Consider the following 19,943-nt stretch of genomic DNA (forward strand, 5'->3'; position numbering starts at 1 on the left):
CTTATTATCAACAAAATAAATAAGCTTATTTAGCAAAAATAGCCGATTTATGGGTAGAACTAAATACCTAACTAGCATTTTTTTAAAACTATTGGAAAGTTATCCGATTCACACTCTATATATTCCGTCGTCTTTTATTTCAATTTTTCGATCTCTGTAAAGGGATCCTATGGCTTTTTTGAAAGCTTTTTTGCTCATCTGAAACATCTGCTGTATTTCCTCCGGCGCTGATTTATCATGAAGTGAAATATATCCGCCTGCCAATTCTAACTTCTCATAGATCTGCTTGGCTGCAGGTTCAAGTGCCAAATGGCCAATGGGCTTTAAAACAATATCAACTTTATTATCCTCACGAATTTTCTTTACATACCCCTTTAAGGTTGCTCCTACTTTAATGGGTTGAAACACTTCACTCTTAAAAACAAGCCCCTGGTATTTATTATCTATAATGACGTCCCAACCTAATTCAGATTGCCGGCTTACCAATAGATCTACCTCATCCTTCGGGCTTAGTGATATATCTTCATTTTTCGCGAATTTATTCAATCTGGATGAAGCTACTAATCTGAAAGTCTTTTCATCTAGGTAACAAAAAACTACATACGATTCTCCTTCATTCATTTTTGTCTGCTGTTCCCTAAATGGTACGAGCAAATGCTTTTCCAATCCCCAATCCAAAAAAGCCCCAAATTGGTTTACCTCGGCCACCCTCAGCCATCCAAAATTATTCCTTTTAATTAGTGGTTTAAGGGTTGTCGCAATAGGCCGTTCTTCATGATCCAGGTAACAAAATACACTTATATCATCTCCTATATTAAACTCTTCAGGAATATATTTTAAAGGAAGTAACAAATCATCCACGTCATCGTCGCCCAGAAATAGTCCTACAGCTGTTTCTCTTAGAATTTTTAACGTATTATAATTTCCTAATTCTATCATGAAGTCGTTCTATGTAAAAAGGTATAAAAAAAGCCGTTCATTTGAAGAACGGCTAATTTAATGTTCTAATTATAAATAGATTCTTTTTTAAAGTGCTTTGCCAATATATAATATACTACCGCACGATGTTTGTTTCTCTCAGAAGTCCCATATGTGTTAATTACACTTTTGATACCTTCCATTAGTTGAGGACCATCTGTTAGTCCTAATTTTTTTAGTAAAAAATTTTTCTTTACTGTTTCCAGTTCAGAACCGTCTGTTCCTGACACTTTGGACGCATCCATATTATAGATAGCAGGACCCAGACCAATAGCTACTTTTGTAAGCAGATCCATATCCGGGGTTTGACCAAATTTACCTTTGATATCAGCAGCGTACTGCTGAATGAGATCGTCTCTTCTACTGCTCATAGTGTTAGTGTTTTTATACGATTTAATAATATTCTAAGATATGAAATCAAAATAAGTAAGCAAAATTTTATCGTTTAATAATCGGGGTGTTTTTACCTCTAAAAGCACTGGCGATTTGGAAGGCAAATAAAAAGTTGACAAGGCAGTATCTAAGGTTTTTTTGTCTACAGCTTCCAAATGATTTAAATTAAATAGCGAGCAAAGTCTTTGCAATTCTAAATCTTGCACAGTCTCAAAGTAGGTCTCAAAATTATGAGAATTTTCCATCCCTGGCAAGATTCTGAAAATGCCGCCACCACCATTATTTATTACTACTATTCTTAAATCGTTGCGCTTATATGAATTCCAAAGACCATTACTGTCATAGAAGAAACTCAGATCTCCGGTTATCAGTAAGGTAGGATCCACTGAATGAATTGACGAACCAATTGCGGTAGAAGTGCTTCCGTCAATGCCACTTGTCCCTCTATTACAATATACGCTCAGTGAAGGGTCCAAATCAAATAACTGTGCGTATCTGACAGTTGAGCTATTTGCCAGATGTAGCTGATAGTTTTGAGGAATATTTGAACAAATAGTTTGAAAAGCTAAAAAATCTGTGAATGGAATTTCATCTAAATAAGTTTTCCTTCTACTCAGATATTTTAGTTTTACTTTATTCCATATGCCGTAATAATTACTTTGTAGCTCAAACCTCTTTCCTAAAATGTTTTCAAAGAAATTATTTTCATTCGTTTTTATATGCTTTGAAAGACTAAAAAATGTATCGTAGGCTTTTTTATTATTTATATGCCAATGATGTTTTGGCTTATATTCTCTGAGAAATGCTTTTATCTTTTTGGAAACTATCAGGCCTCCCATTGTTATTAATAGTTCGGGCTGTAATTCCTTAGAAAATAATTCTCTTTTCTGTGATTTTTCAATCGGTGCAATTATACTGTCAATGCTTGGGAAAAAATTTTGATGATGCACATTTGAAGTAACTTCTGTAAAAACAATTATTGAATCATCATTCGCAAGGATATTTAAATAATCAACATTAATATTATCCGGATTATTTACGCCAATAATGAGCATTTTCTTTTCACACGAATTCCATATTCGGGCAAGATCATCCCAATTGATCTCCTCACTACTATTCTCCAAAATTATAGGAGTACAAAATGGAGCTAGCTTCATATCTTCCACGGCGTCATATAAAGGCTCCTCAAAAGGTATGTTTATGTGCACGGGGCTGTCTTGGATAATTGCCGATTTTAAAGCATTATTTAACTCAGCATCATTAAAACTTTGTATTTGAGATTGCAATTGCTCTAAGCTATAATCTTTTGCAAACAAGTTGGGATCAAACTTCTCTACTGTATTGGTAGCATGGGAGATATCTTGTTTTAAATTGGCTGAATAACCAATATGCTTTTCAAATAATGATTCCTGTCTTATGGTCTGACCATCCCCAATATCGACTTTATAAGCAGGTCTATCTGCAGAAATAACAATAAGAGGTATATCACTGTAAAAAGCTTCTGCCACCGCAGGGTAATAATTTAAAAGTGCACTTCCGGATGTACAAACGGCTATCACAGGCTTTTGTAAGTGTTGCGCCATGCCTAAGGCGAAAAATGCTGCGCTACGTTCGTCTACAATGCTATAACAAGAAAAATATGGGTCATTAGTAAAACCAACGGTTAATGGAGCATTCCTTGAACCCGGGGAGATTACAACGTTCTTTATTCCCCTTGACTTACAATGGAAAACAACCGATTGAGCCGAAGGAATACTAGAATATTTCATAGGCACACAAAAATACGACGGAACAATGTGTAAATCCAATCGATTGACTTAATTAAATATCATATTTAGCATGGTTTCGCTTTTATGAACTGTTTCCATCCACTCTTGTTGAGCGTTGGAACCGGATGTTATTCCACCACCAATATAAAGGAAGGCCGAATCATCTTTTATCTGCATACATCGAAGGTTAACAAAGAAATGTGAGGTTTTGTCATTATCAATATTTAGTTCTCCTAAAAATCCGGAGTAAAATTCCCGGTCATAATTCTCGTTCCTTATGATAAATGCTTCTGCCTCAATAACAGGAAAGCCGCAAATAGCTGGTGTGGGATGTAATGCCTGAATTATGCTTTTTAGTTCCAAATCGCCAACTGTTCCCCAAATTTTAGTTCTTAGATGCCATAAATTCCCTGCCCTAACGGAATTTACTTTTCCAATTGACAAATCGGGGACATAAGTCCTGAGTTCTTGAACTATGTGTTGGGTAACCATATCCTGCTCCTCCATTTCTTTTTTACCCCATGAAGGTTTATCCGTGGTTGTACTCTTTTTGGTGCCCGCAAGAGACATAGTCACCAAAGTGGAATTTTGTTTAAGAAAAAGTAATTCGGGTGTAGCTCCTATCCAAAGACCTATTTTTGGATGGTACCAGAAATAACAAAAGGCATTTGGATAACTGTCAAGGACTTTTCTAAATATTTGAAGGGGTGAGGAATGTTTGGGTACCACTTTCTTTCTTGACAGCACTACTTTCTTGAACTTATTATTCTCAATTTCTTCAATCGCCTTGTTTACAATTTCTATATGGTACTTCCTCCCTTCCTCCGAGATTCCTTCAAAGTTGGGGGTATCAAATTTAAAATTCTTCATTTGAAATTCATGCGAATAGACTTTATCCGGACGAATTAGTACAGCAGGAGCCTTCTTATTATAAGGAGCGAAAACGAAGCCTTTCTCAGTAAAATCACTTACATGATGCAGAGTCGAATCATCTTGGAAAATTGAAATTACTTCATTGGTATTGGGTTTTCTATAGGCAACAACGGGCAATTCAGTTTTCCAGTGAGTTTCAATTATGCCAATGTGTTCTAAAAACATACTAGGCTCTTGGTAGGGATATAGTGGTTAACTTACAAATTGAAATTAGATTATCTTCCTTGTCTGTTACTCTTATATCCCACAATTGTGTAGTTCTGCCTTTATGGATAATTGTGGCCCTGGCATATACCTCTCCTTCACTTATGCTTCTTATATGATTGGCTGATGTTTCAATACCACGTACATAAACTTTTTGACCGTCAAGAAATACATAAGAAGCAGCGCTGCCAACACTTTCAGCCAGAGCAACAGTGGCACCGCCATGTAGAATACCATCGGGTTGATGAACCTTTGAATTTACCGGCATTTTGGCAACAAGGTAATTTTCACCAACATCAATAAATTCAATTTCCAAGGTTTCCATCAGGGTATTTTTACAAATATCATTGCAAACCTTTAGTATTTTGTCCTTGTATTCGTTCATAGAAATATTTTTGCGTAAAATTAAGCATTCAAATGCAATTAAATCAATTGAAATAATATGACTAATAAACCTCTGGTAAAATCTGTTGGTTATAACAGCACAAACACCTACGAATCATTAAATGACTTTACTGATGAAACAAAAAATGTGTGGATCGTTTTTCATGGGATCGGGTATTTGAGCAGGTATTTTCTAAAATATTTTGATGAACTAAATCCTGTTGATAATTACATCATTGCCCCGCAGGCACCATCTAAATATTATCTGAATAACTCCTATAAACATGTGGGCGCCAGTTGGCTAACAAAAGAAAATACTGAAACAGAAATAAATAATAATCTCAACTATCTTGATGCCATCCTGGAAAAAGAAACGATCCTCTCCACCCGTAACCTTATTATATTTGGATACTCCCAAGGAGTTTCGATGGCTGCAAGATGGGTGGCTCAGCGTAAAATTGTTTGTGATCAATTGGTGATCTATGCAGGTGGTATTCCAATTGAACTAAATGAAAATGATTTTGCGCATTTAGATAATGATACTCAGATAACAATAATAATCGGAAATAAAGATGAGTATCTTACAAAGGAGCGCTTAACAATTGAGAGAGAAAAAAGCCGGACCATATTTAGAGGTAGAGCTAAGGAACATATTTTTAATGGAGGTCATATCGTTAAAAAAGAGCTTATTAATGGAATAATTATATGATAAACCCAATAATTCTTGAAAATGATCGGGTAAGACTCTCGCCTCTCACTCTGGATAATTATGAAAGCCTACAGTTGGTAGCTGTTGAGCATAAACTTGTTCAATATTCCCCATCTGATATAGAAACTCCTGCGACTCTTAGGAATTATGTTGAAATAGCCCTGGATGAACAGAAACAAAGATCCTCGCTTCCCTTTATTATTTATGATAAACAGGCCGGGGCTTTTGCCGGATGCACCAGATATATGAATATCGATCATAAAAACAAGGTATTGGAAATTGGTTCTACATGGATAGGTAAGAAATTTCAGGGTTCAGGACTTAACGCACAAATGAAATATCTGTTACTTAACCATGCATTTAACTCCCTGGGGTTTGAAAAAGTTTCCTTCAGGATTGATGAACGAAATTTACAATCACGAAAAGCGGTGGAAAAGCTGGGAGCAATTCTGGAGGGAATTCTTCGGGAGAATGTCTATTTATTAAATGGTTATAAAAGGAATACCTGCTGTTACGGTATTCTAAAAAATGAATGGGAGAATTTTCATCAACCGGATAAAAAAGTAAAAAAATGAAACAGTATATCTCATCAATTAGTCTTTTAGTAAGAGATTACGATGAAGCAATAGAATTTTATACTAAAAAATTACATTTTTTAATAACCGAAGACACTGAGCTAAAAGATAACAAAAGATGGGTTACAATAGCTCCCCGTGGAAATAATTCCTGTTGCCTACTTTTGGCAAAGGCCATTGGAGAGGAGCAGCTAACTGCAGTCGGAAATCAGAGTGGCGGCCGCGTTTTCTTATTTTTATATACCGATGATTTTTGGAGAGATTACCGCGAAATGAGCAAACAAGGCGTTAATTTTGTTCGTTCTCCCTGCAAGGAAGTCTATGGAAACGTAGCTGTATTTGAGGATCTCTATGGCAACTTATGGGATTTAATTGAACCGCTTAAAGAGTAAGGCTGTTATTCTTCAGATATTATTAATTCATCCTGATAATAAGTTATACTTCGAGTAGTAAAAAGATTTTCTGGTGTAATGATCTTTTTAACCCAATTACCCTCCTCTTCACCATCAAATTGGTAGATATATTCTTTCGTGTTAACAGATTTTTCAACTTTTGCAACCTCTTTTAAAAGCAAACCCGAGGTATCATAAGTATAGTTTATAGCCTTAATAATTACAAATGACTTCTTAGTTTCATCATAATTAAATTCCTTCACTGAGATCAATTTGTCTTCCAAATCATAAATCTCCTCTTGTGCTCTATTGGGAATTCCATCAAGAAATTCTTTGGTCAAAACTATCTCGTTTTTTATACCCTTTCTATTTTTCTTAAAAGAAGTTCTTATAGATTTTAGAATTACACCATTTAACAAATAGGTTATTGTTGTTTCGCCCTTATAACTGCTATATTCAATATTTGTCTCGTCTAAACCTTCATTATTAGATCTGATAATTTCAATGAGTTTACCATCCTCATTATAAGAATAATCATAGATACCCAGAACGTCACCGGTATAAGAAATAATTTTTTCCGAAACTTTTTTATTGTCTGTAGTATCAACTTCATAAAAATGAGCAATTGAAGTCTGTTTATCAAATTGACCTTCACGATAAATTTCATCGCGCTTTTCCAGCAACTGTCCGTTCAAATATTTGTAATAAGTAATATTATAATCGGTTTCATTATAGCGCGTTAAATTTTTGGTAAGTAATCCTTCCCTGTTAAATTCAAACTCCTCTTTGCCATAATCAGCAATCACCAGACAAGACTTTACCGTTCCCCGCAGGTCAAAATCTTTTAATGTAAAGATTTGCGGCTCCTGGGTATAAGTCCTACAGGTCAATAAGAAAAGCCCTATAACCGATATTATCTTAAAGATGTCAGTAGCGTAGTTTTTTTGCATTGAAACAAAATTACTTTATTATATTTCAACATGAAAACAAATAGCATGCCTAAAATAAAAAAGGGCGGAATAACCGCCCTTTAAACCTGCTTTAATTTTACCTTTACTTTACTTCTTCAAAATCTACATCTTCCACATTATCTCCTTCTTTTGAGTCTTCCGAAGTAGTCTCTTCACCATTAGATGGTGCTTCAGCCTGCTGAGCTTCAGCCTGGGCCTTATACATCTCTTCAGATGCAACCTTCCAAGCCTCATTTATTTTATCCAGTGCAGTTGTTATTACTTCAACATCTTTACCTTCATAGGCTGTTTTCAGTTCTGCTAAGGCATCTTCAATAGGTTTTTTCTTGTCTTCAGATAATTTATCTCCAAACTCAGTTAATTGTTTCTCGGTCTGGAAAATCATGCTATCTGCCTCATTCATTTTATCAGCAGTCTCTTTTGCTTGTTTATCAGATTCTGCGTTAGCTTCTGCTTCTGCCTTCATTTTCTTAATTTCCTCATCAGTAAGTCCGGAAGAAGCTTCAATTCTGATGTCCTGAGACTTGTTCGTAGCCTTATCTGTAGCAGACACCTTTATAATACCATTGGCATCTATATCAAAAGTAACTTCGATCTGAGGTATTCCTCTTTGTGCTGGTGGAATTCCATCCAAGTGGAATCTTCCAATGGTTTTATTGTCGGGAGCCATTGGTCTTTCTCCTTGTAATACATGGATTTCAACAGATGGCTGGTTATCCGCAGCAGTCGAAAATACTTGTGATTTTTTTGTTGGAATTGTCGTATTTGATTCAATTAATTTGGTCATTACTCCTCCCATGGTCTCAATACCAAGAGATAATGGGGTAACATCCAATAGCAAGACATCTTTCACGTCTCCTGTAAGAACTCCTCCCTGTATAGCGGCTCCGACAGCCACAACTTCATCAGGGTTCACTCCTTTTGATGGTTTTTTACCAAAGAACTTCTCAACAGCTTCCTGAACTACAGGAATCCTGGTAGATCCTCCAACCAAAATAATTTCATCAATATCGCTTTTTGAAAGTCCGGCGGCTTTTAAAGCTGTTTCACAAGGTTTAATGGTTCTCTTCACCAAATCGGCGATTAATTGCTCAAATTTTGAACGGGTCAATGTAACCACAAGGTGCTTAGGTCCGGAAGCTGTTGCAGTGACATAAGGAAGATTAATTTCAGTTTGCGCAGAAGTAGACAATTCAATTTTGGCTTTTTCTGCAGCCTCACGTAATCTCTGCAAAGCCATAGGATCTTTTCTTAGATCTATGTTCTCTTCCTTATTAAATTCATCTGCTAACCAGTCAATAATTTTATGATCAACATCATCTCCTCCCAAATGAGTATCCCCATCTGTTGCCAATACTTCAAAAACTCCATCTCCTAATTCCAAAATGGAAACGTCATGCGTACCTCCACCGAAATCGAATACTACAATTTTCTGATCCTTGTGTTTCTTATCTAGTCCGTAGGCCAAAGAAGCTGCTGTAGGTTCATTAATAATTCTTTCTACCTTAAGACCCGCAATTTCTCCCGCCTCCTTCGTTGCCTGTCTTTGAGCGTCATTAAAATAAGCAGGAACTGTAATTACAGCTGAAGTAACGGCCTGACCTAAATAATCTTCAGCAGTTTTCTTCATTTTTTGTAACACCATTGCAGAAATCTCCTGAGGGGTGTATAAACGTCCATCAATATCTACTCTTGGTGTATTATTGTCTCCTTTTACCACTTTATAAGGTACTCTGTCAACTTCTTTTTGACACTCTGAGAATTTATTCCCCATAAAACGTTTAATGGAATATATTGTGTTATGTGGATTAGTTACTGCTTGTCTTTTAGCAGGATCTCCAACCTTTATTTCACCACCTTCTACAAATGCAATAACAGACGGTGTAGTCCGCTTACCTTCCGCATTGGGTATCACAACAGGCTCATTGCCTTCCATTACAGAAACACATGAGTTGGTTGTTCCTAAATCTATTCCTATAATCTTGCTCATCTATTTTATTTTATAAGTTAATATTTTTTCATATTCAATGATATATTAAATGACAAACAGCATGCCAACCGGCAAAAACTGACAGGATGTCATAAATTTCGCAAATATAAATGAGTTGCATTCCTATGATAGATTATTTAGAGTGGCTTGAAACCGGAAAATTCACAGTATTTCAGATTTAATTGCAGTCTTCACGACGCCTTGTATCTATAATATAAATGATCTTCCAGTCTGCGTCTTGCTTGTGCAATTGAAATGAATTTACCCCACAATGACTCAGTGTATCATTGATCCAAAATTCATAGGGAGTCCAGGCATTGGCCATGCTGCCATCGATTTGAATTTGATATGATAGTAATTTTTCCTTAAATTTTGTAGTGTCAGGAATACTGACTATTGATTTTAGAAAATTATGGAAATCTGAGGTCTTGACAACACTTGCCCCATCTTTATCCAGTCCAATAGTTTGCATAATTATACCAGGGCTGGTAGTGCTTTTTATCACAGTAGAATCCTGATTATGAAACCCATCAAAAAACAATTCTATTGAATTCTTTACTTCGGCTTTTTCATTATCCTGAGCATTTAATAGGCTTGAACAAAAAATCAACAATAAACAGATTAAAATTCTCATAGTGTTTTGGTTTCAACTTTGGTTCCTAAAATAAGGAATAAATTAAAGACTAGACCTTGCTCTTAACATTTGAACAAAACTCCTTACATTTATCTCGCCAAAAAGAAAGCAATGTCTATTTCCAAAAAAGAATACAAAAGGGTTACTGTAAAATCCTTAATAGAAATGAAGAAGCAGGGAGAAAAAATTTCAATGCTTACTGCTTATGATTATTCTATGGCAAAAATTGTTGATGATGCCAATGTTGACGTGATATTGGTTGGTGACTCTGCCAGCAATGTCATGGCAGGGCATGAGACCACTTTACCCATAACGCTCGACCAGATGATTTACCATGCCTCTTCTGTTATACGAGCAGTAAACAGGGCTCTGGTTGTAGTTGATCTTCCCTTTGGAAGTTACCAGAGTGATCCCAAAGAAGCACTGCGTTCAGCTATCAGAATTATGAAAGAAAGTGGCGCTCATGCAGTAAAAGTAGAAGGTGGTATTGAAATTAAAGAATCGGTAAAACGAATCCTAAATGCTGGTATTCCCGTAATGGGACATCTGGGTTTAACACCCCAGGCTATCTATAAATTTGGTACATATTCGGTCAGGGCCAAGGAAAAGGATGAGGCGGAGAAACTAATGGAAGATGCTGAAATTCTTGAAAAGTTAGGTTGTTTTGGCATAGTCCTCGAAAAAATACCTGCTTTGCTAACAAAAAAAGTTTCAGAAAATATCACTATTCCGACAATTGGTATAGGCGGCGGTAAATATGCGGATGGCCAGGTATTGGTTATCCATGATCTTCTTGGTATGACCCATGAGTTCAATCCTCGTTTTTTACGCAGATATATGAATCTTTATGAAGATATGGGGAATGCCATTTCACGCTATGTAAGTGATGTAAAAAGTCGGGATTTCCCTAGTGATGATGAGCAATATTAAAATTTGTGGATACTAGAACCAAGACCAATCCCCAGAATCTTCAGGTATTATATGAGGATAACCATATTATTGTCGTTAACAAAAGACCAGGCGATATTGTCCAGGGAGACAAAACAGGGGATGTACCATTAAGTGAAATTGTAAAGCAATACGTTAAAAAAAAGTATAATAAACCGGGGAAAGTTTTTTTAGGTGTAGTTCACCGGATAGACAGACCCACCTCTGGCCTGGTTGTATTTGCACGCACCTCAAAGGCGCTTACCAGATTAAACGAATTATTTTCACAAAAGTTAGCTAAAAAAACATATTGGGCTATTGTAAAAAATAAACCAAAAAGAGAACAAGGCACACTTGAACACTGGATGTTAAGAAACACGAAACAGAATAAGTCCTATGCTCATATTAAAGAAGTTCCCAATAGTAAAAAGGCCATTTTAGATTATCAAATTTTAAAGAAGCTCAACAATTATTATTTATTGGAAATCGATTTAAAAACGGGAAGGCATCATCAGATCCGGGCACAACTTGCAGCTATTAAGTGCCCAATTAAAGGAGATTTAAAATATGGTTTTGACCGTAGTAATAAAAACGGAAGTATCCATTTGCATGCCCGAAGCATAGAATTTTTACATCCTGTTGGGAAGAAGCCTATATCTTTAATGGCACCAACCATCGAAGATCCAATATGGGATGCTTGTTCATGAATTTTCATTACTTTTAAAAGCCCCAGTATAAATGCGTTAAATTTTTAAAAGGCCTGTTATGTTTAAGAAACTTAGTATTCTCATTTTAATTTTGCTCGTTGCCGGTTGCGGAAGCTATAACTCCATTGATGCTTTCTACAATGCCCATAAAGATGACAGTCAGGTGACTGCTATTCGCGTGCCGCAATTTATGCTTACACTCCTCTCCAATATTTCTCCTGAAATGAAGTCGCTTATTGGAAACACCAGAGATTTGCGTTATATGCAATTCCCAAGTACTACCCCGGAACGAACTCAATATTTAAACAATCAAATGAATTCCATTACCGGAAATTCATTTATTGAAGTGTTTCGCAAAAATGATGAGTTAAAGAGAAATGTGATTTCAATTCGTGAGAAACGTAACGCAGTCAAGGAAATACTGATTTATAACAATAATACCGTACGTGGTTCTTTCCTGTACTTTAATGGTAATTTTGACCCTGTTAAAGTACGTGAGATGGCAAAAAATAGCGAGTTTAATGAATTACCCGGTAAACTGGTTCAAGATTTTAATATGTTACCCCCTGAGGAAGTCAACGAGTAATCTTCAACGCCTTCTCTCGGATAATTTGCCCAACAGGTTTGTTTTGCAAATGACTTTCCAGCCAGGAGAGAATATCTAAATAAAGAAAAGCGCGCTTTTCATAAGGATGATCCTCATACTTTTTCAATTCATCATATAAACTTTGAAATTCTGCCTTTAATTCATGGGGATAAATATCACCTAACTTCCGTAAAAACTTGATCATTTCTTTTTGGACTGCTCCAAGATCATTCATCTTGAGTAAAAATTTATAAGTGCTCTTCAACTGAATTTCAAGGTGGTAATCCATGCCTGCTTCATAATGCGCCACCAAACTTAAAACTCGTGCAAAACACATAAGATCTTCACGCATCTTTAGGTTTTTATTATCTATAATCTTCTTTAAATATTTTATGCAGGTTTTGTTATCTCCAATTCCAAAATACAGACAAGCAATTTTATAATAAAATATCATTATATGATGAGGGTCAATGCGATCGCTGTGTTTCGTAATACCGTACTCAATTATTTTAACCAGATACAATCCCTTATCAAAGGTGCCTTCCAGGAAATGAAGGTTTAACTTATTTGAATATATATAAAGGAACGCCAAGGATGATATATTATCATTTTTAGAAAAGTCCTTGTCACCAACAATAGACTCCATTTTTTCAAGTGTCTTTTTAAATTGAGAGCTGTATTTTACAAAAAACAACGATTCTAATAAATAATGATTTCCCTTCAAAAAGAAAACAGGATTTAAGTAAATCATTTTTGAATTCTCATAGAACAGATCTACCCATTTACTTGAATATTTATAACATGATAAGAAGTCCTGTATCAAAAAGCTATACCATAAATGCGCCTTGTAAAGCCATAATCTTTCTCTAAAACCAAGATCTTCTATTTTATATTCAGGTAAATGCTCTGCAAAATAATGTCTTACACGGCCGAGGTCTTCATCATTTCTTACATAGCCTACTTTTAACATCATTCCATATAGCTGAAGGGATAGATTTGAAAGTTTGCTGGTCGTAACATTTTGCTCTGATAATTTCCTGGCCTGTTTAACCAGTTCATCAGCTCTATCCGGAATACTCCTGGTAATATATTGTGTTTCTATAATTTTTTCTAATTCCACTATTTCATAGGCGATATTTTTCTCTTCATTATCTATAGCTATACCTTTAACTTTATCCAATATTTTCAGACTTTGCTTGTACAAACCTTTTTGATACAGGATAGTGGCGAAGTCTAATTGTTCCCTTATCTGAACTCTAATATTTTGGTTTACGGGATTTAATCTTAAACTAACCAAAATCTGTTTGTACAAATGCGCTTTTAGATTAGATAGCTGTGTTTTTTTAACGATCCCACTCTCTAAAATTACACTTTCATCATAAGTCTTAAGTTTATCAAGTAAATTAAAAAGTGCAAGAAATTTGGCATCTGTATTTACTCCAAGGCGACCCACATAAAGCTTAAATTGTCGCTTTTCAGATTTAGAAAGAGATTTGACTAAAACAAACAATGCATCTTTATGGGCATTTGTCATCGTAAAATATATTATTTATATAGCTGTTATTCAGTACTTTATGATTACTAAAAAGTAAATTAACGTTGTAAATGAATCAAGGGTAACAAAGCTGTTCGCATTGCTAACTATATATTCGTATAGTGACTAAAATTATGCAAAAATAATGACTAAAGATAAGGTAGACATTTTTGATACAACACTCAGGGATGGTGAGCAGGTTCCGGGTTGTAAACTGGATTCCAAACAGAAGCTTGTTATTGCTGAGCGACTCGACATATTGGGGGTTGACATTATAGAGGCTGGATTTCCCATTTCGAGTCCAGGTGATTTCAAATCTGTTAATGAAATTGCAAAAATTGTGAAGGAAGCAACGGTCTGTGGCTTGACGAGATCTGTTAGAAAAGATATCGAAGTTGCTGCCGAAGCTCTGAAACATGCAAGAAAACCTAGAATTCACACCGGAATTGGCACTTCTGATTCACATATAAAATTCAAATTTAATTCAACAAGGGAGAAAATACTGGAAAGAGCAGTTGATGCCGTTAAGTATGCAAAAACTTTTGTGGAAGATATTGAATTTTACGCAGAGGATGCAGGAAGAACGGATAATGAATACCTGGCACGCGTATGCGAAGCTGTTATTAAGGCTGGCGCTACCGTACTAAATATACCAGATACTACCGGATATTGTCTTCCCGAGGAATATGGCGCAAAAATGAAATATCTAAGAGAAAATGTCAAAGGAATTGACAAAGCAAGGCTTTCTTGTCACTGTCATAATGATTTGGGACTGGCCACAGCAAATTCAATTGCAGGTGTTATAAATGGAGCCAGACAGATAGAATGTACAATTAATGGTATTGGCGAGAGGGCAGGAAATACTTCACTTGAAGAAGTTGTGATGATACTAAAACAACACCCGGATCTTAATCTGGATACGAATATAAACACTAAATTATTATACAGTACCAGCCAAATGGTTTCACATAAAATGGGGATGGTAGTACAACCCAATAAGGCTATTGTTGGTTCAAATGCCTTTGCGCATAGTTCAGGTATCCATCAGGATGGAGTGATAAAAAAACGAGAAACATACGAAATTATGGATCCCGAGGATGTTGGTGTTAACGAATCCTCCATTGTACTTACAGCAAGAAGTGGTAGAGCGGCATTGGCATATCGGGCTAAAAAAGTTGGTTATGAACTCACAAAAGTACAATTGGATAGTGTTTATATAGAATTTTTGAAATTTGCAGACCAGAAAAAAGAAGTCGTCGATAATGATATCCATCAAATTATTGAAGTAAGCCCCATAAATATTGAAAGTATCGCATAAATGAATCTTACAATTGCACTTTTGCCCGGTGACGGCATAGGACCAGAGGTTACTGCTCAAGCCGTTAAGTGCCTTCAAGCCGTTGCGGAGACTTTTGGCCACCAATTTAAGTTTACCGAAGCAATAGTTGGGGCCATGGCTATTGCTAATACCGGAAACCCACTTCCTGATGCCACCCTGCAATTATGCAAAGATTCAGATGCCGTATTGTTCGGGGCAATAGGTGACCCAAAGTATGACAATGACCCCAATGCTCAAATCAGGCCCGAACAAGGGCTATTAAAGCTAAGGAAAGAGTTGGGGCTATTTTGCAATATTCGACCTGTAAAAGTATTTCCCTCCCTTATTGATAAATCACCACTAAAGAAAAAAAATATACGTGGTACTGATTTTGTAATTTACCGTGAGCTAATTGGAGGAATTTATTTTGGTGAGAAGAACTTGAGCAAAGATGGCACTGTCGCTTCTGACCTATGTACTTATTCTGAAGCGGAAATTAGTCGCATTGCTCATTTGGCATTCAAAGCAGCCAAAACAAGAAAAAAGAAATTAACACTGGTAGACAAGGCAAATGTTCTTGAATCCTCAAGGCTTTGGAGAAAAGTAGTTTCAAAAATCGGCGAAAGTTATCCGGAAATTACTCTGGAATTTTTGTTTATTGATAATGCCGCAATGCAACTTATACTTAATCCCAGCCAGTTTGATGTAATTCTTACCGGAAATATGTTTGGCGATATCCTGTCAGATGAGGGTAGCGCAATTGGTGGTTCAATCGGACTATTACCTTCTGCTTCTGTGGGAGAGGACAATGCACTTTTTGAGCCTATACATGGGTCTTACCCCCTGGCGAAAGATAAAGATATTGCCAACCCTATTGCCTCAATTTTATCAGCGGCAATGCTCCTAGACCATTTTAACCTGGATGAAGAGTCCAGAGCAGTTGTGATAGCTGTCCTGAAATCAATGAAAAATGAAATTGTCACTCCCGATTTGGATAAAAACAGCAAGTATGGGACAAATTATGTTGGCGACTTTATTTCCAGTAATATCAGGGAATCAGATGATCATCTTACCATCAACCGGGAGAATATTTGGTTGGGTAAATCTACTATAATCTAAAAGAACCTTATCCAGGTCCCAGACATTCAAATTTGAAGATTGTACTATTCGCTTAGCAGCAACTCAATATATTGATCAAAATCTTTCTTAAAATCAATATACTTTTGGCCTGTGGCCGGACCGTTAAATCCAGTATGAATCTTCCTTACCTTTCCCTTATTATCAATAAAGATTGTCGTGGGGTATGAAATAATATGATTTAACATTGGAAGTTTTTCGTTTGCTTTGCTTTTGCTGGAACTGGCATATTGTGCCAGAAGAATTGGATAAGGCACCCCTACTCTATTTTTTAGTCTTTCGATCCCCTCAAAAGCCAGGTCTTTGGTCTTCGCATACTCAAAGGCCAGGGCAACCACTTCAAAATTATCTTGTTTTTTGGTTTTTACGTAATCTGATAAAAATTTTGTTTCATCAAGACAATTTGGACACCAGGTTCCCATAATTTGAACGACTACAACTTTTTCCTTAAATCTGGGGTCTTCGAGTGAAATTAGGGTGTCATCGGTATTTGGAAACGAAAACTGGAATTCTTCATATCCCTCATTCAAAAAAGTTAGAGATTCTTCGTCAGCTAATTGAAATTCTTCATTCCTGTAGGCGATAAAAGGCTCTTTAAAATGATTTCCGGAATAAAACGAACCACTTAAACTACTATCTGTGGCCTTAGCTGTAAACAAAAAAGCGTGAGCACCATCAAAAGTTGAGAGCTTCAAACTATCCCCGTCGACTATCCCTTCTAAATATCTATAATCACCCGTGTTTGTTCTAAAAGTACCACTAACCTTGTTGATTTGCTGTGAGAAAATACCCTTGGCCAGGTACTCATCTTCGGAATCCGGACTAAATTTGGTTTCCCATATCCCGGAAACATTTACCCTGGCATTTGCTGAACTATGAAATCTATTGCTATCACCAAATACTGCATGAAATGGCACAATTCTATCAAGGCTTTCTATTATAAATTTGCCGTTTATAACCGAATCATTAAAAGATCCCAAGATATAGCCTTCAAATGCGGGCATTTTAATTTTTATGCTGTCATTATGTATTTCAATCTCATCGACCCGAATAGTTTCTCCGGCATTATAAACGTCCATTACATATCCTGATTCACCCTTTTTTAAATTAAAATTAAAAGGAAGACGCTCTTTATCCATCACTTCCAATTGAGCTAACCACATACCTTCTCTGGGCAGTTCACTTTCCTGGTTTTTGCATGCAAATAAAGTTAAAAATGTAAGGGAAAAATAGTAAAATCTTCTCATTGGATTGGTTCTAATATTAGATGCGAAATAACGATTAAAATCCTTTATTAAAAAATAAAGCTATTCGGCCTCTTGTATATTGAATGTATAAGACCTTTGTTTTATCTTTGAAGGCTAAAACTAGCCAATGAAAATTTCCTATAACTGGTTAAAACAGTTTCTTAAGCTCGACTGGGAAGCAGAAAAAACAGGGGAACTTCTAACCAACTTAGGACTTGAAGTAGAAGGTATATCCCAATTCGAGTCTATTCCCGGCTCTTTAAAGGGTGTGGTAGTAGGCCATGTCCTGAGCTGTGAAAAGCATCCTGATGCAGATAGGTTAAAGCTCACTACAGTTGATATTGGTTTAGAAAAACCTGTTCAGATAGTTTGTGGCGCACCAAACGTGGAGGAGGGGCAAATGGTACCAGTGGCCACGATAGGTTCTACCCTATATGCCAATGATGGAAAGACCCTGGTAATTAAGAAAGGAAAGATTCGGGGAGTTGAGAGTCATGGAATGATTTGTGCAGAAGATGAGTTAGGTTTAGGCCAAAGCCATGAAGGCATAATGGTTTTAAGTGAAACACTCAAACCGGGAACGGCTTGTTCTGAAGTATTTGAAATAGAGGAAGATGAAGTCTTTGAAATCGGTTTAACACCAAACAGGGCTGACGCTATGAGTCATCATGGAGTGGCGAGGGATCTGAAAGCTGGGCTTAATCAGAGAGATATTCAAACAGAACTTATTACTCCATCCGCAAGTAATTTTAATGTTGAAAACAGATCGTTAAAAATAGATGTTGAGGTTGAAAATAATGACCTGGCACCGAGGTATTGTGGCGTAACACTTAGTAATCTTATTGTTCAGCCCTCACCGGACTGGTTAAAAAACAGATTACGGGCAATTGGAATTAGCCCTATTAATAATGTCGTAGATGCCACTAATTACGTACTACATGAATTGGGTCAACCCTTGCATGCATTTGATGCCGATAGGATTTCTGGAAAAAAGATTGTCGTAAAAACTTTAACATCCGGAACTAAATTTATGACCCTTGACGGTGAGGAACGGATATTGCATGAAGAGGATTTGATGATATGTGATGATGAGAAACCAATGTGTATTGCCGGAGTTTTTGGAGGAATTAATACGGGCGTAACTGAAAATACCAAATCAATATTTCTTGAAAGTGCCTATTTTGATCCAGTTTCAATTAGGAAAACAGCCAAACGGCACGGATTAAATACAGACGCATCTTTTCGTTTCGAAAGAGGTGTTGATATAAATAGTACCGAATACTGCTTGCGCAGAGCAGCTTTGTTGATAAGAGAGATCACCGGAGGAGATATTACTTCGGACGTCGTAGATCTTTATCCCCGAAAGAAAGATGACTATCAGGTATTTCTTTCTTTCGAAAGAATTGACACCTTAATAGGTCAAAAAATACCCGCCGATACTATTAAGTCTATTTTGGCATCCCTGGATATCCAGGTTAAAAATTCTACCGAATCCGGATTAGGGCTTCTCATTCCATTTTACAGGGTAGATGTACAAAGAGAAGTTGATGTAATTGAAGAAATTTTAAGAGTTTACGGATATAACAATATTGATTTCAAAGAAAAGCTGAATGCTTCTATTGCTTCCAGTACAAGATTTGAAGATCATAAACTCGAAAAACTAATTGGCGACATGCTGGCTTCGAGAGGTTTTTATGAAATTTTGACGAATAGTCTTACCAGTCCTAATTATGACAAATTTCTGGGAAATAATTCTGAAGAATCCGGGGTTGCCATGTTAAATCCGTTAAGTACAGATTTGTCAGTTTTAAGACAAACCATGCTATTTTCAGCATTAGAAACAGTGGCTTATAATATTAACAGAAAAAAACAGAACCTGAATTTTTTCGAATTTGGGAAAACTTACCAGAACTCGAAATCAGATTATATAGAAACTAAGCACTTATCGTTAATTGTCACTGGTACCCGAAATGAAAACAGCTGGATCTCATCTTCCAGGCCCACAGATTTCTATTTTCTAAAAGCAGCTGTTGAATTGATTTTAGATCGCCTTGGTATTTCTAATTACGAATCTTTTTCCGAGCAGAATGACATTTTCATTGAAGGCCTCAGCCTGAAAAAAAGTAAAAGCGAATTAGTATCCTTTGGAATGGTTCAAAAAACTATTTTAAAAGAATTTGATATTAAACAAGAAGTCTTTTACGCCGATTTTAATTGGGACACATTATCAGAAATCATAAACAAGAACGAAATAATATTTGAGAAGATTCCGAGATTTCCTGAGGTTAAAAGAGATTTAGCTTTATTATTGGACAAGGGTATAACATTCGATGAAATCAAAACTATTGCCTATGATACGGAAAGAAATCTACTGAAAAATATTACTCTTTTTGACGTTTATACCGGAAAAAATATTCCTCCGGAAAAAAAATCATACGCCGTAGGATTTACTATTGGGGACACCCGTAAAACATTAACGGACAAGCAGATCGAAAAGATTATGAAAAAACTGCAGCTGCGCTTTGAAAAAGAGTTAGGTGCAGAGTTACGCTAGC

General features: G+C 36.2%; 19 protein-coding genes. 9 read left to right on the forward strand and 10 right to left on the reverse strand.

Features of this window, described 5'->3' with window-relative positions; all coding sequences use genetic code 11:
* Positions 1 to 108: 108 nt before the first annotated feature.
* The 5 genes from Q0X66_RS00845 to Q0X66_RS00865 all read right to left on the reverse strand — a co-directional run bounded on the left by Q0X66_RS00845 (position 109) and on the right by Q0X66_RS00865 (position 4,662).
* Positions 109 to 939, reverse strand: a complete 831-nt coding sequence (locus Q0X66_RS00845; RefSeq protein WP_297702578.1) for a S1-like domain-containing RNA-binding protein — start codon at positions 937 to 939, stop codon at positions 109 to 111.
* Between the two features lie 65 nt (positions 940 to 1,004).
* Positions 1,005 to 1,349: a DUF2853 family protein gene (locus Q0X66_RS00850; protein WP_297702579.1), complete on the reverse strand. Its 345-nt coding sequence runs from the start codon at positions 1,347 to 1,349 to the stop codon at positions 1,005 to 1,007.
* A 33-nt stretch (positions 1,350 to 1,382) separates the two neighbouring features.
* A complete protein-coding gene (gene menD / locus Q0X66_RS00855; protein WP_297702580.1) occupies positions 1,383 to 3,140 on the reverse strand; it encodes a 2-succinyl-5-enolpyruvyl-6-hydroxy-3-cyclohexene-1-carboxylic-acid synthase in 1,758 nt (585 codons plus the stop codon).
* Positions 3,141 to 3,188: 48 nt separating this feature from the next.
* Positions 3,189 to 4,238, reverse strand: coding sequence for a chorismate-binding protein (locus tag Q0X66_RS00860; protein WP_297702581.1), 1,050 nt, complete (start codon positions 4,236 to 4,238; stop codon positions 3,189 to 3,191).
* A gap of 1 nt (position 4,239) precedes the next feature.
* Entirely contained in the window at positions 4,240 to 4,662 is a 423-nt protein-coding gene (locus Q0X66_RS00865; RefSeq protein WP_297702582.1) for a PaaI family thioesterase, read from the reverse strand.
* Positions 4,663 to 4,719: 57 nt separating this feature from the next.
* On the opposite strand from Q0X66_RS00865, the gene Q0X66_RS00870 reads away from it, so the two are divergent.
* The 3 genes from Q0X66_RS00870 to Q0X66_RS00880 are packed head-to-tail and all read left to right on the forward strand — an operon-like array spanning position 4,720 to position 6,337.
* Complete coding sequence (locus Q0X66_RS00870) at positions 4,720 to 5,370, forward strand: esterase (protein ID WP_297702583.1); 651 nt, start codon at positions 4,720 to 4,722, stop codon at positions 5,368 to 5,370.
* On the forward strand, positions 5,367 to 5,945 hold the full coding sequence (locus Q0X66_RS00875; protein ID WP_297702584.1) for a GNAT family protein: 579 nt from the start codon (positions 5,367 to 5,369) through the stop codon (positions 5,943 to 5,945). The genes Q0X66_RS00870 and Q0X66_RS00875 overlap by 4 nt, the downstream gene beginning before the upstream one ends.
* Entirely contained in the window at positions 5,942 to 6,337 is a 396-nt protein-coding gene (locus Q0X66_RS00880) for a VOC family protein (RefSeq protein ID WP_297702585.1), read from the forward strand. The genes Q0X66_RS00875 and Q0X66_RS00880 overlap by 4 nt, the downstream gene beginning before the upstream one ends.
* A 5-nt stretch (positions 6,338 to 6,342) precedes the next feature.
* Here the strand turns inward: Q0X66_RS00880 and Q0X66_RS00885 are convergent, their stop codons facing one another.
* The 3 genes from Q0X66_RS00885 to Q0X66_RS00895 all read right to left on the reverse strand — a co-directional run bounded on the left by Q0X66_RS00885 (position 6,343) and on the right by Q0X66_RS00895 (position 9,932).
* Complete coding sequence (locus Q0X66_RS00885) at positions 6,343 to 7,287, reverse strand: hypothetical protein (RefSeq protein WP_297702586.1); 945 nt, start codon at positions 7,285 to 7,287, stop codon at positions 6,343 to 6,345.
* 103 nt (positions 7,288 to 7,390) lie between these two features.
* Positions 7,391 to 9,298, reverse strand: coding sequence for a molecular chaperone DnaK (gene dnaK / locus Q0X66_RS00890; RefSeq protein WP_297702587.1), 1,908 nt, complete (start codon positions 9,296 to 9,298; stop codon positions 7,391 to 7,393).
* A 178-nt stretch (positions 9,299 to 9,476) separates the two neighbouring features.
* On the reverse strand, positions 9,477 to 9,932 hold the full coding sequence (locus Q0X66_RS00895; RefSeq protein WP_297702588.1) for a nuclear transport factor 2 family protein: 456 nt from the start codon (positions 9,930 to 9,932) through the stop codon (positions 9,477 to 9,479).
* A gap of 111 nt (positions 9,933 to 10,043) precedes the next feature.
* On the opposite strand from Q0X66_RS00895, the gene panB reads away from it, so the two are divergent.
* Genes panB through Q0X66_RS00910 form a run of 3 tightly spaced genes read left to right on the forward strand, consistent with a single transcriptional unit; the run spans position 10,044 to position 12,152 of the window.
* Complete coding sequence (gene panB / locus Q0X66_RS00900) at positions 10,044 to 10,862, forward strand: 3-methyl-2-oxobutanoate hydroxymethyltransferase (RefSeq protein ID WP_297702589.1); 819 nt, start codon at positions 10,044 to 10,046, stop codon at positions 10,860 to 10,862.
* A 5-nt stretch (positions 10,863 to 10,867) separates the two neighbouring features.
* On the forward strand, positions 10,868 to 11,566 hold the full coding sequence (locus Q0X66_RS00905; RefSeq protein WP_297702590.1) for an RluA family pseudouridine synthase: 699 nt from the start codon (positions 10,868 to 10,870) through the stop codon (positions 11,564 to 11,566).
* Between the two features lie 58 nt (positions 11,567 to 11,624).
* Positions 11,625 to 12,152, forward strand: coding sequence for a DUF4252 domain-containing protein (locus tag Q0X66_RS00910; protein ID WP_297702591.1), 528 nt, complete (start codon positions 11,625 to 11,627; stop codon positions 12,150 to 12,152).
* On the opposite strand, the gene Q0X66_RS00915 is transcribed toward Q0X66_RS00910, so the two are convergent.
* On the reverse strand, positions 12,142 to 13,686 hold the full coding sequence (locus Q0X66_RS00915; protein WP_297702592.1) for a hypothetical protein: 1,545 nt from the start codon (positions 13,684 to 13,686) through the stop codon (positions 12,142 to 12,144). The genes Q0X66_RS00910 and Q0X66_RS00915 overlap by 11 nt on opposite strands.
* 145 nt (positions 13,687 to 13,831) lie before the next feature.
* Between Q0X66_RS00915 and Q0X66_RS00920 the strand changes: the two genes are divergently transcribed.
* Complete coding sequence (locus tag Q0X66_RS00920) at positions 13,832 to 15,004, forward strand: 2-isopropylmalate synthase (protein ID WP_297702593.1); 1,173 nt, start codon at positions 13,832 to 13,834, stop codon at positions 15,002 to 15,004.
* Positions 15,005 to 16,123 (forward strand): 3-isopropylmalate dehydrogenase, encoded by a 1,119-nt coding sequence (leuB, locus tag Q0X66_RS00925; protein ID WP_297702594.1) that lies wholly within the window; start codon positions 15,005 to 15,007, stop codon positions 16,121 to 16,123.
* A 44-nt stretch (positions 16,124 to 16,167) separates the two neighbouring features.
* Here the strand turns inward: leuB and Q0X66_RS00930 are convergent, their stop codons facing one another.
* Positions 16,168 to 17,388: a peroxiredoxin gene (locus Q0X66_RS00930; protein WP_297702595.1), complete on the reverse strand. Its 1,221-nt coding sequence runs from the start codon at positions 17,386 to 17,388 to the stop codon at positions 16,168 to 16,170.
* A 127-nt stretch (positions 17,389 to 17,515) separates the two neighbouring features.
* Here Q0X66_RS00930 and pheT point away from each other — a divergent pair, with 127 nt between their 5' ends.
* On the forward strand, positions 17,516 to 19,942 hold the full coding sequence (gene pheT, locus Q0X66_RS00935; RefSeq protein ID WP_297702596.1) for a phenylalanine--tRNA ligase subunit beta: 2,427 nt from the start codon (positions 17,516 to 17,518) through the stop codon (positions 19,940 to 19,942).
* Position 19,943 lies beyond the last annotated feature (1 nt).

The organism is uncultured Eudoraea sp. (assembly GCF_947260015.1).
Taxonomy (GTDB): domain Bacteria; phylum Bacteroidota; class Bacteroidia; order Flavobacteriales; family Flavobacteriaceae; genus Eudoraea.

Bases quoted from the DNA above. Each gene is read 5' to 3' on its own strand.
- Q0X66_RS00880 (WP_297702585.1), top strand. From the start codon at position 5,942: ATGAAACAGTATATCTCATCAATTAGTCTTTTAGTAAGAGATTACGAT.
- Q0X66_RS00845 (WP_297702578.1), bottom strand. From the start codon at position 939: ATGATAGAATTAGGAAATTATAATACGTTAAAAATTCTAAGAGAAACA.
- leuB (WP_297702594.1), top strand. From the start codon at position 15,005: ATGAATCTTACAATTGCACTTTTGCCCGGTGACGGCATAGGACCAGAG.
- Q0X66_RS00860 (WP_297702581.1), bottom strand. From the start codon at position 4,238: ATGTTTTTAGAACACATTGGCATAATTGAAACTCACTGGAAAACTGAA.
- Q0X66_RS00920 (WP_297702593.1), top strand. From the start codon at position 13,832: ATGACTAAAGATAAGGTAGACATTTTTGATACAACACTCAGGGATGGT.
- Q0X66_RS00895 (WP_297702588.1), bottom strand. From the start codon at position 9,932: ATGAGAATTTTAATCTGTTTATTGTTGATTTTTTGTTCAAGCCTATTA.
- Q0X66_RS00865 (WP_297702582.1), bottom strand. From the start codon at position 4,662: ATGAACGAATACAAGGACAAAATACTAAAGGTTTGCAATGATATTTGT.
- Q0X66_RS00870 (WP_297702583.1), top strand. From the start codon at position 4,720: ATGACTAATAAACCTCTGGTAAAATCTGTTGGTTATAACAGCACAAAC.
- dnaK (WP_297702587.1), bottom strand. From the start codon at position 9,298: ATGAGCAAGATTATAGGAATAGATTTAGGAACAACCAACTCATGTGTT.
- Q0X66_RS00915 (WP_297702592.1), bottom strand. From the start codon at position 13,686: ATGACAAATGCCCATAAAGATGCATTGTTTGTTTTAGTCAAATCTCTT.
- pheT (WP_297702596.1), top strand. From the start codon at position 17,516: ATGAAAATTTCCTATAACTGGTTAAAACAGTTTCTTAAGCTCGACTGG.
- Q0X66_RS00875 (WP_297702584.1), top strand. From the start codon at position 5,367: ATGATAAACCCAATAATTCTTGAAAATGATCGGGTAAGACTCTCGCCT.
- Q0X66_RS00885 (WP_297702586.1), bottom strand. From the start codon at position 7,287: ATGCAAAAAAACTACGCTACTGACATCTTTAAGATAATATCGGTTATA.
- menD (WP_297702580.1), bottom strand. From the start codon at position 3,140: ATGAAATATTCTAGTATTCCTTCGGCTCAATCGGTTGTTTTCCATTGT.
- Q0X66_RS00930 (WP_297702595.1), bottom strand. From the start codon at position 17,388: ATGAGAAGATTTTACTATTTTTCCCTTACATTTTTAACTTTATTTGCA.
- panB (WP_297702589.1), top strand. From the start codon at position 10,044: ATGTCTATTTCCAAAAAAGAATACAAAAGGGTTACTGTAAAATCCTTA.
- Q0X66_RS00850 (WP_297702579.1), bottom strand. From the start codon at position 1,349: ATGAGCAGTAGAAGAGACGATCTCATTCAGCAGTACGCTGCTGATATC.
- Q0X66_RS00910 (WP_297702591.1), top strand. From the start codon at position 11,625: ATGTTTAAGAAACTTAGTATTCTCATTTTAATTTTGCTCGTTGCCGGT.